We start from the raw sequence: 8579 nt of genomic DNA on the forward strand, positions 1-8579 counted from the left end.
TAAGTGGGTGCCGGCCCTATGGAAACACGCAATGAGCACTCAGAAAGCGGTCCGACAGCACGCCGACGAGGTCGAGGGGAGCGACGCCCTCCGCGTCGACGCGGAGCGCGCCGAGCAGATCGTTGACGCCCTGAATACGGATCTGGCGTCGACGTACGTCCTGTACCACCAACTGAAGAAACACCACTGGAACGTCGAGGGCGCGGAGTTCAACGACATTCACGTCCTCCTCGGCGAGATGGCCGAAGAGGCCGAGGAGTTCGCGGACGAACTCGCCGAGCGCGCACAGGCGCTCGGTGGCGTCCCGGTCGCAGGGACCGACGCCATCTCCGAACACGCCGCGGTCGACCCCGAAGACGAGGACGTCTACGACATCCGAACGTCGCTTCGGAACGATATGGCGATATACGGCGACATCATCGAGACGCTCCGTGACCACGTCGAACTCGCGGAGAACCTCGGCGATCCGACCACCGCACACCTCATCCGTGAGAACCTGATCGAGGTCGAGGAGGCCGCCCACCACCTCGAACACTACCTCGAAGACGACACGCTCGTCCTCGAGTCGGCGACCCAGTAGCCCTCTCAGGCGACGTTCCGACCGGACACGGGCGCGTGCCATCGGCCCACGCATCGTTCTGACCACGCAGTAGTCTCGCTCTGGGGTGCAGTCCCACGACGACCGATTCACCGTTCGCGCCGCTTTCGCTCCGCGGAACCGAACCCCGGAGCCGGATCGGAAGTCGCCGACGTGTCAGTACGCCGCGCCCCAGCGCCACGCCACCGACCGGCGTACGGTCCACGTCGGGAACTCCGTCGGCGCGGTCGGTTCGACTGATCAGGCGGCGCGTCCCGCGTAGCGGCTGCGGGCGCATACGTTTTGATTGCCCGTCCCCAACACCCGGTATGTCCCCCGACCCACCCGACCCCGACGAGGACCTGCCCGAACTCCTCGATGACCTCGAGGCCACGCTCGCGGAGCTCAGAACTGAACTCCAGGACGAGACACCGGACCGCCGGGACCCCCCTATTCAACGGGGCCGGCGGGGTCGGACGGGGCGCGACTCGGCGTTCCCGCGTCCGCCCTCGGTTTCGGAGCTGTTGGGGTTCACCGAACAGTACACGCTCCCGACGCTCATCTCGACGCTGGAGGCGACCATCCGGGCGCTGGAACTCCTCCGCGGCACCCTTCGAGCACTCGACCCCGACCGCTCGACGCTCGGGGAGTCGGGACGCAAGCGGGGCACGTCGACGGCGTCGCGGCTGGGTCGCGACGCTGCGGGTATCGGCCGGGATGCGGTCTCCGGCGTCGAGCGTGCGCTCTCGGAACTCGACGCCGCGCTCGCGGAGTCGGACGTTCCGGACGACCGGGCGTCGAGTGAACTCCTCGATGAAGCGCGCGGCCTCTCGGCGGAGGTCAGAGACCGGCTCGACACGGCACAAGGGACGGCGGACCGTGGTGGCCGGCAGGGTGACGAGGTCGACCGACCGGCCGGTGCGGGCCCGAACGCTCGGTCGAGCGGTGTCGAGATCGAGGTGACCGGCGACGGGCATGCCCCTGAAACCGACGCGGACGATCGAGCGCGCGAGGATCGCCCCGAAGTCGACGTCGAGGCGGAACTAAAATCCATCAGACACGAGGTCCGCGGCGATGATGGTGCCGACGCGGCGGACGAAGCCGCGACCGGGGACCACTCCGCGTCCGCGGGTGAGTCCGACGGCGACGCACCCGACGGAGCGGACCGCACCGGCGACGTGCCCGACGGAGCGGACCGCACCGGCGACGCACCCGACGGGGATGGGGGCGAGGGAGACGACAACACCCAGTCGAGAGCGTAGCGCGGGGTCCCGACCGCGGATCCGAACGGCTTAGGACCCGACGGTCCCGACCCCGAGGTATGACCGCGGCACTCGTCGCCGAGGGCGTTCGGAAGTCTTACGGCGACGTGACGGCGCTTGAGGGGGTATCCTTGGAGGTTGCGACGGGCGAAGTGTTCGGGCTAGTGGGCCCCAACGGGGCGGGCAAGACGACGCTCGTCCGGGCGTTGACCGGCACGACGCGAGCGGAGGGTCGAGTCCGGGTACTGGGCGCCGACCCCACCGGCGTGGAGCGGTCGCGAATCGGCCTCCTGCCCCAGTCGTTCTCGCCCGCCGGCCGGCTCACCCCACGGGAGTTGCTCGCGCAGTACGCCGGGCGGTACGACGCCGCGCGCGACCCCGAAGCGGTCCTGTCGGACGTCGGGATCGACGGCGAGCCAACAGAACAGTGGTACGAGACCCTTTCGGGCGGCCAGAAGCGCCGGGTCTGCGTCGCAATCGCGCTGGTGAACGATCCGGAGGTGCTGTTCCTTGATGAACCCACGACCGGGATCGACCCCGCGGGTCGGCGCGCGCTGTGGGAACTCCTCGAAGACCTCGCGGCGGGCGGGACGACAGTCCTTCTCACCAGCCACTCTATGGCGGAAGTCGAGCGGCTGTCGGACCGCGTGGGATTTCTGAACCGGGGTCGCCTTGTCGCGGTCGGGACCCCCAAAGACCTGATTGCGGCACACGGCGGTCGGAGCCGGCTCGTCGTCGACACGGGCGGTAGCGCGCCGGCCTCTGAGCCGGAGTTCGGCGCCCTCGGCGACGATTTCGAGGTGTCGTCCCGGGCGGGACAGGTCGTCGTCGAAGGCGTCGGACCCCGCGACATCGATGGCGCGGTCGCGGCGTTCGACGCCGACGGGATCGCGATCGAATCGCTGACGTGGGCCCAGCCCGACCTCGGCGACGTGTATTTGGAGCTCACCGGCGAGTCGCTCGCAGGCGACGACGTTGGACCCGACGGGGGCGGTGGCGACGCCGGGAGGGCGGCGCGATGAGCCGCGGGAGCCGAATCCGCGCGGAGTTCGTCGCCGCCTGGCACGCCTTTCTCCGGCGGCGGACAGCGGTGTTTTTCACGTTCTTTTTTCCCGCGATCATCGTGGTGATCTTCGGGGCGCTGGTGGGGACACAGCCGACCGGTGGCGGGCTCTTCGCGGAGCCGGACGGCTACTACATCGCGGGCTACCTCGCGGTCGTGGTGTTGTTCACCCCGCTGTCGCGGGTCGGCAGCACGGTGGCGCGGTACCGGGCGGGGAGCCGGTTCGAGAAGGTGGCGACCACGCCGCTCCGGCGGTGGGAATGGCTGCTGGCGCAGTCGCTCGTGAACGTGGTGGTGATCGGGGCCGCGGCGACCCTGCTGCTTGTGCTCACCGTGGTCGTGACCGGCACCACGGTCCCGGTGGCCCCCGCGACGCTTCTCTTGCTGCCGTTCGTCGCGTTCGGGGTGATCCTGTTCTGTGGGTTGGGTGCGACAATCGGCCGGCTCGCCGGCTCACAGGACGGCGTGATCGCAGCCTCGAACGCGGTTGCGCTTCCGCTCCTGTTCCTCTCGGAGACGTTTGTCACACCCGAGTTGCTCCCGGCCTGGTTCCGCCCCGCCCTGGCGTTCTCGCCGCTGACGTACGTCGCCCGTGGGATCCGCGCGGTGACGTACGCCGACGCGACGGCCGCGATCCTCCCGAACCTCCTGGCGGCAGCGGTGCTGGCCGCGGCGTTCTTCGCGATCGGGGCGGCGTCGGTGCCGAGAACCGACTGAGCGGTCCCCCGCGGGCACCGCGGCTGTGACCACCCGGCCGCGCCGGCGCCGCCGGCGGGTTTTATTCGCTCGTAGCGTCGACTCCGACACACGATGGTCACACTCGACACGAGCGAGGCGCTCCAGCGGCTCGTCGACAGCGGCGTGGTCGCGGTGATGCGCGGCGTTAACCCGGACACGGTCATTGAGGTCGCTTCGGCGCTCGCAGACGGCGGCGTAACCGCCTTCGAGATCACCGCCGAGAGCCCCGGCGCAATGGAGATGATCGCCGAACTGTCGGCGTCGTTCGACGAGTCGGCCGCGATCGTGGGCGCTGGCACCGTCCTCGACAGCGAGACCGCTCGCGCCGCCATCACCAGCGGCGCGGAGTTCGTGGTCGGCCCGACGTTCGATCCCGGCGTGGTTGCGACGTGTAACCGCTACGGCGTCCCGGTCGCGCCGGGGGTGCTCACCCCGACTGAGGCCGTGACCGCCTACGAGGCCGGCGCCGACATCGCGAAGGTGTTCCCCGCGTCGTCAATGGGGCCGGGACACCTCGCGAGCATCGCCGGCCCCCTCCCCCAGATCCCGCTGATGCCGACCGGCGGGATCGATATCGACACCGTCGCCGACTACATTGAGGCCGGCGCGGCCGTCGTGGGCGCCGGCAGCGCGATCGTGGACGAGGACGCGATCGAAGCGGGCGAGTTCGACTCTCTCACCGGGACCGCACGGGAGTTCACGCGGACCATCGGGGACGCGCGGGCCCGGCGGGACCAGTGAGATTCCCCAGCCGGATCGCGCTCTCTCGGCGTGGCCGCAGCGCGGGAGCCGCCGCGCCCCGGAGCCGGTCGGTGTCGCCGTTGAGCGACGCCGGATCCGCGGTGCCGTCGGCGCCACCGTACGCGCGCTGGAAGTTGTCGACGAACCCCACAACGGCGACCGCTCCCGTCCGTGGTGCGTCGTCGTCGCGGCCGATATCGACCGACGCGACGTTGCCGTCGTCGCTCCGCAGGAGGCTCTCGAGCGGCCCCACACGGGGCGGTCGGCCGTCCCCTGCAGCAGTTCCGGGGCCGGAATCGCGCCGGGAGCGACTACAGGTAGCCTTCGGCGACGAGTCGGTCGACGGCCTCCCGGAGCCGATCTTCGCTCGCGGCGTAGGAGATCCGGGCGTAGCCGGGCGACCCGAACGCCGACCCCGGCACGGTCGCGACGTGTGCGTCCTCGATTGCGCCCGCGCACCACGACTGGTCATCAGCAGCCACGGGCAACATCATGTAGAACGCGCCGTCGCCGACGGGCACGTCCACGTCGTGTCCAGCGAAGAGGTCTGCGAGCATGTCCCGGCGCTCGCGGAACGCGTCGCGCATCTCGGTCACCGCGTCGTCGGTGTTCTCGATGGCTTCGACGCCGGCGTGCTGGACGAAGTTGACCGCACAGGAAACCGAATGAGAGTGGAGCTTCGCCGCCTGCGACGCCAGGGCCTCGGGGGCGTGGAGGTAGCCCAGCCGCCACCCGGTCATGGAGTACGCCTTCGAGAAGCCGTTGATCGTGACTGTTCGTTCACCCATCCCGTCGAACGCCGCCAGGCTGGGTTGGTCGACGCCGTAGGTGACTCTCTGGTAGATCTCGTCGGAGATCACGGTGATGTCGTGGTCGACCGCGAGGTCGCGGACGCCCTCGAAGGCCGCCTCGGTGTAGACTGCGCCCGTCGGGTTCGACGGCGAATTCACCACCAGGAGTTCTGTGTCGTCGGAGACTGCCGCCGCGAGGTCGTCGAGCGCGGGTTCGAGCTGGAAGTCGTAGGGCGCGAGGTCGACGCGGTTCAGCGACCCGCCGGCGAGTTTCGTCATCGCCTCGTAGGAGACCCACGCCGGATCCATCAGCACCACCTCGTCACCGTCGTCAATCAGGGTCTGGAACGTCTCGAACAGCGCCTGCTTCCCGCCGGGGGTGACAATGACCTCGTCGCTGTCGGCGTCGATACCGTCGCCGCGGAGCTTCTCCGAAATCGCGTCCCGGAGCCGTGGGATGCCGTTCGACGGTGTGTAGCCCGTGTGCCCGGCGTCCATCGCGTCCTGCCCGGCTTCGACGATGTTCCCCGGCGTGGGGAAGTCGGGCTCACCCACCGAGAGGTCGACCACGTCGACCCCCTCCGCTTCCAGTTCGCTCGCCTTGTTACTGATCGCCAACGTCGCGCTCGGCTCGACCCGTTCGACGCGGGCCGCGAAGTCGAAACTCATTGCAACGTCTCCACCATATCGACCGCGGCGTTTACCGCTTCCGCACCTTTGTCGATCCGCTCGCGTGCCTCGGCTCCGCTCTGTCCCGGGCCGGAGACGCCGAACGTGACCGGTACGTCGCGGTCGAGGCTGATATCCGTGAGCGCCCCGGCAGTCGCGTCGGCGATCACCCGGTCGTGGTCGGTGTCGCCGGTCACGACCGCGCCGACGACTGCGACCGCGTCGATGTCGTTGCGGCGCGCCAGTCGGTCGGCCGCCAGCGGCGCGTCGTACACGCCCGGGACCGGGAGGGTGTCACCGATCGTCGCGCCGCGCTCCCCGGCGGCGTCGCGCGCGGCAGCCGCCATGGGTTCCGTGACCGCGGAGTTGTACTGGGCCACCACCAGTCCGAGCCGTGTCATACCGAAGCGGTCCCCCGGTGGGAGTAAAGAGGTATCGACGGGGAGCCGGTGGCGAACACGGACCCGGCGCCGTCCGACAACGGCGACTGCCCCGTCAGCAAACAAAAGAGTTGTAACCGCGTGGTCGCCAACGGCGCACAATGAGCCCTGACGGGGGCCCCCCCGACGACACCCCCTTCGATCGGGATACCGACGGTTCCGCCGCGCGCGACCCGTCCGCGGACGACGACGGTGACGCTGCCGACAGCGGCGCCGCCGGGACAGGTCGCCCCGGCACCGATACGACTGCCGACTCTGACACCGCCGACGGCACCACGACCTCCGATCGTGACGCCGACCGGCCGCTTTCGTGGGTCCGGTCCGCGGGCGGCTCGAAGCGGCGCCGCCGCCTCCTGGCCGGCCTCCTCGCGATCACCGCGCTCGCCCTCGGACTCCGCGTGGTCGGCCTCGGGGGCCGGATCTTCCACTGGGACGAAGCGCGGGTGGGCTACTGGATCCTCCGGTACCGCGACACCGGCGTCCACGCCTACCGCCCGATCGTCCACGGTCCGTTCCTCCCGATCGTCAACGACTGGGTGTTCGCAGTGCTCCCGGCTTCGGACTTCGCGGCGCGACTCCCGGTCGCGGTCGTCGGCGGGCTGCTCCCGCTCGCGGCGTGGCTGTTCCGCGAGCGGCTCCGCCGGACCGAGGTGCTCGCCCTGGCGGCGTTGCTCGCGTTGACCCCGCTCGCGGTCTACTACTCCCGGTTTATGCGGAACGACATGCTCGTAGCCGCGTTCGCGGTCGCTGCGCTCGGGTTCGCGGTCCGCGGGGTTGATACGGGTCGGCTCCGCTACTCGTTCCCCGCGGCGGCGTCGCTGGGGCTGGCGTTCACCACGAAGGAGAACGCCCTACTCTACGTGGTCTGCTTCCTCGGCGCGGGCGCGCTGCTCGCCGATCACCGGCTGCTCGCGGCCCGCGCCCGCGGGGAGTCCGCACGGGTGGTCGCCGGACAGTTGCGTGCGGGGGTCACGAGCCGGCTCCTGGCGCACGGCCCGACGGCACGGGTGTCGCTGGGTCGCGTCGGGGGCGTCGCGGTCGGGTCGGCCGCCCTGTTCCTCGGGGTCGTGTTCTTCTTTTACGCACCGCGGCCGGACCTGTGGCAGGCGCTCGCCTCGCCCGCGCAACTCCCGGGCGTGGTCAACGCCGGCACCGTGGGTGCCGCCGAGAAGTTCGTCGACACCTGGGCCGGTGGGAGCCACCAGGATCACCCGTACCTGCCGTACCTCTACGACCTGGGTGAGACGCTCGCGTACGGCGCGCCCGCGGTGGTCGCGTTCGGGGTGTTCGGGATCGTCGTCGACCGCTACGGGATCCGCGGGACCGGCCCGCGGGAGGTGGTGACCTTCGCGACCTACTGGGCGGCGGCGTCGCTCGTGGGCTACCCGATCGCGACCGATATCCAGGCGCCGTGGGCCGCGGTCCACGTGATCGTCCCGCTCGCGATCCCCGCCGCGGTCGGACTGGCGTTCGTGGTCGACAGCGCGAGCGAGGCGGTCGCCGCCCGCGACGCGGTGAGCGTGGGACTCGCGGCGCTCGTGGTGCTGTCGGCGCTCGGCGGCGCGGCCGCGGCCAACGCCGCGTACTTCAACTCAACCGACGAGGCCGACAAGCAGGTGCTCCAGTGGGCCCAGCCGTCGAACGACCTCAAACCCACCGTCGAGGTCGTCGGCGAGGTGATCGCCGACAACGACGAGGGGCCGGACGTGCTCTTCGTGGGGTCGCGGCCGCCCGGCGGCGACGGGGAGACCTTCTACGTCCGCAACGAGTCGTCGTTGGACACCGCGCCACCCGGCGGTCCCGCGTGGCACGACCGGCTCCCGCTGCCGTGGTATCTGGAGCGCTACGACGCCGAAATCGCGAGCACTGATCCCGACGAGGCGAGGGAGACGTCGCTGTCGGACCCGCCGCCGGTGGTGGTCACGAAGGACTACGACCGGACCGAGACGGCGGCGGCGCTGTCGGGGTACACCGCCTTCGAGCACGACTTCCGGCTGTGGAACGACCGCGTGGTGGTGTTCGTCGAGACTGCGGCGCTCGAACGGGTGGCGCCCGAGCGGGTGCCAGAGAACGGAGCGGCGGCATGACATCCTCCCCGGCGTGAACGCCGGGGTTTCCTCACGCTGGGGGTATCGCTTACCCGCCCACGGAGGCAACTTGCGGGTTCGTATGCTCCTCGTTGGGAACCAAGCGTGGTGACTCTGACCAATTATGATCGTCCCACTTGAGGCATACAGGCCGTGCCATCGACCGTCTTACCGTCGTCTGCCGCCTCAGGAACGTTTCTGACGCTGTGAG

9 protein-coding genes and 1 pseudogene are annotated in these 8579 nt (G+C 70.2%); 6 read left to right on the forward strand and 4 right to left on the reverse strand.

Features of this window, described 5'->3' with window-relative positions; translation table 11 throughout:
* The first annotated feature begins 31 nt into the window (after positions 1-31).
* From dpsA to IEX72_RS13830, 5 genes are all read left to right on the forward strand, one after another.
* Entirely contained in the window at positions 32-580 is a 549-nt protein-coding gene (gene dpsA, locus IEX72_RS13810; RefSeq protein WP_188788345.1) for a DNA starvation/stationary phase protection protein DpsA, read from the forward strand.
* 326 nt (positions 581-906) lie between these two features.
* Entirely contained in the window at positions 907-1839 is a 933-nt protein-coding gene (locus IEX72_RS13815; protein ID WP_188788347.1) for a DUF7547 family protein, read from the forward strand.
* A 59-nt stretch (positions 1840-1898) separates the two neighbouring features.
* Positions 1899-2861, forward strand: a complete 963-nt coding sequence (locus IEX72_RS13820) for an ABC transporter ATP-binding protein (protein ID WP_188788349.1) — start codon at positions 1899-1901, stop codon at positions 2859-2861.
* Complete coding sequence (locus tag IEX72_RS13825; protein ID WP_188788351.1) at positions 2858-3619, forward strand: ABC transporter permease; 762 nt, start codon at positions 2858-2860, stop codon at positions 3617-3619. Before IEX72_RS13820 ends, IEX72_RS13825 begins: the two co-directional genes overlap by 4 nt.
* Before the next feature lie 93 nt (positions 3620-3712).
* Positions 3713-4381 carry a bifunctional 4-hydroxy-2-oxoglutarate aldolase/2-dehydro-3-deoxy-phosphogluconate aldolase gene (locus IEX72_RS13830; protein WP_188788353.1) on the forward strand — a complete coding sequence of 223 codons (669 nt, stop codon included), beginning with the start codon at positions 3713-3715 and terminating at the stop codon, positions 4379-4381.
* Here IEX72_RS13830 and IEX72_RS13835 read toward each other — a convergent pair.
* The 3 genes from IEX72_RS13835 to ribH are packed head-to-tail and all read right to left on the reverse strand — an operon-like array spanning position 4338 to position 6242.
* Positions 4338-4634: a hypothetical protein gene (locus IEX72_RS13835; protein WP_188788354.1), complete on the reverse strand. Its 297-nt coding sequence runs from the start codon at positions 4632-4634 to the stop codon at positions 4338-4340. The genes IEX72_RS13830 and IEX72_RS13835 overlap by 44 nt on opposite strands.
* 58 nt (positions 4635-4692) lie before the next feature.
* Positions 4693-5841, reverse strand: coding sequence for a pyridoxal phosphate-dependent aminotransferase (locus tag IEX72_RS13840; protein ID WP_188788356.1), 1149 nt, complete (start codon positions 5839-5841; stop codon positions 4693-4695).
* Positions 5838-6242 carry a 6,7-dimethyl-8-ribityllumazine synthase gene (gene ribH / locus IEX72_RS13845; protein WP_188788358.1) on the reverse strand — a complete coding sequence of 135 codons (405 nt, stop codon included), beginning with the start codon at positions 6240-6242 and terminating at the stop codon, positions 5838-5840. Before ribH ends, IEX72_RS13840 begins: the two co-directional genes overlap by 4 nt.
* A 140-nt stretch (positions 6243-6382) precedes the next feature.
* Between ribH and IEX72_RS13850 the strand changes: the two genes are divergently transcribed.
* Positions 6383-8368, forward strand: coding sequence for a flippase activity-associated protein Agl23 (locus IEX72_RS13850; protein ID WP_188788361.1), 1986 nt, complete (start codon positions 6383-6385; stop codon positions 8366-8368).
* Between the two features lie 49 nt (positions 8369-8417).
* Here the strand turns inward: IEX72_RS13850 and IEX72_RS15280 are convergent.
* Positions 8418-8579, reverse strand: a pseudogene (locus IEX72_RS15280) (IS200/IS605 family transposon protein TnpB); the annotation flags it as partial.

The sequence above is a fragment of the Halobellus salinus genome (assembly GCF_014646875.1).
GTDB classification, from domain to species: Archaea; Halobacteriota; Halobacteria; order Halobacteriales; family Haloferacaceae; genus Haloquadratum; species Haloquadratum salinum.

What these genes read in the sequence shown, in the direction of transcription:
- dpsA (WP_188788345.1), top strand. Translation starts at nt 32, where the DNA reads ATGAGCACTCAGAAAGCGGTCCGACAGCACGCCGACGAGGTCGAGGGG.
- IEX72_RS13815 (WP_188788347.1), top strand. Translation starts at nt 907, where the DNA reads ATGTCCCCCGACCCACCCGACCCCGACGAGGACCTGCCCGAACTCCTC.
- IEX72_RS13820 (WP_188788349.1), top strand. Translation starts at nt 1,899, where the DNA reads ATGACCGCGGCACTCGTCGCCGAGGGCGTTCGGAAGTCTTACGGCGAC.
- IEX72_RS13825 (WP_188788351.1), top strand. Translation starts at nt 2,858, where the DNA reads ATGAGCCGCGGGAGCCGAATCCGCGCGGAGTTCGTCGCCGCCTGGCAC.
- IEX72_RS13830 (WP_188788353.1), top strand. Translation starts at nt 3,713, where the DNA reads ATGGTCACACTCGACACGAGCGAGGCGCTCCAGCGGCTCGTCGACAGC.
- IEX72_RS13840 (WP_188788356.1), bottom strand. Translation starts at nt 5,841, where the DNA reads ATGAGTTTCGACTTCGCGGCCCGCGTCGAACGGGTCGAGCCGAGCGCG.
- ribH (WP_188788358.1), bottom strand. Translation starts at nt 6,242, where the DNA reads ATGACACGGCTCGGACTGGTGGTGGCCCAGTACAACTCCGCGGTCACG.
- IEX72_RS13850 (WP_188788361.1), top strand. Translation starts at nt 6,383, where the DNA reads ATGAGCCCTGACGGGGGCCCCCCCGACGACACCCCCTTCGATCGGGAT.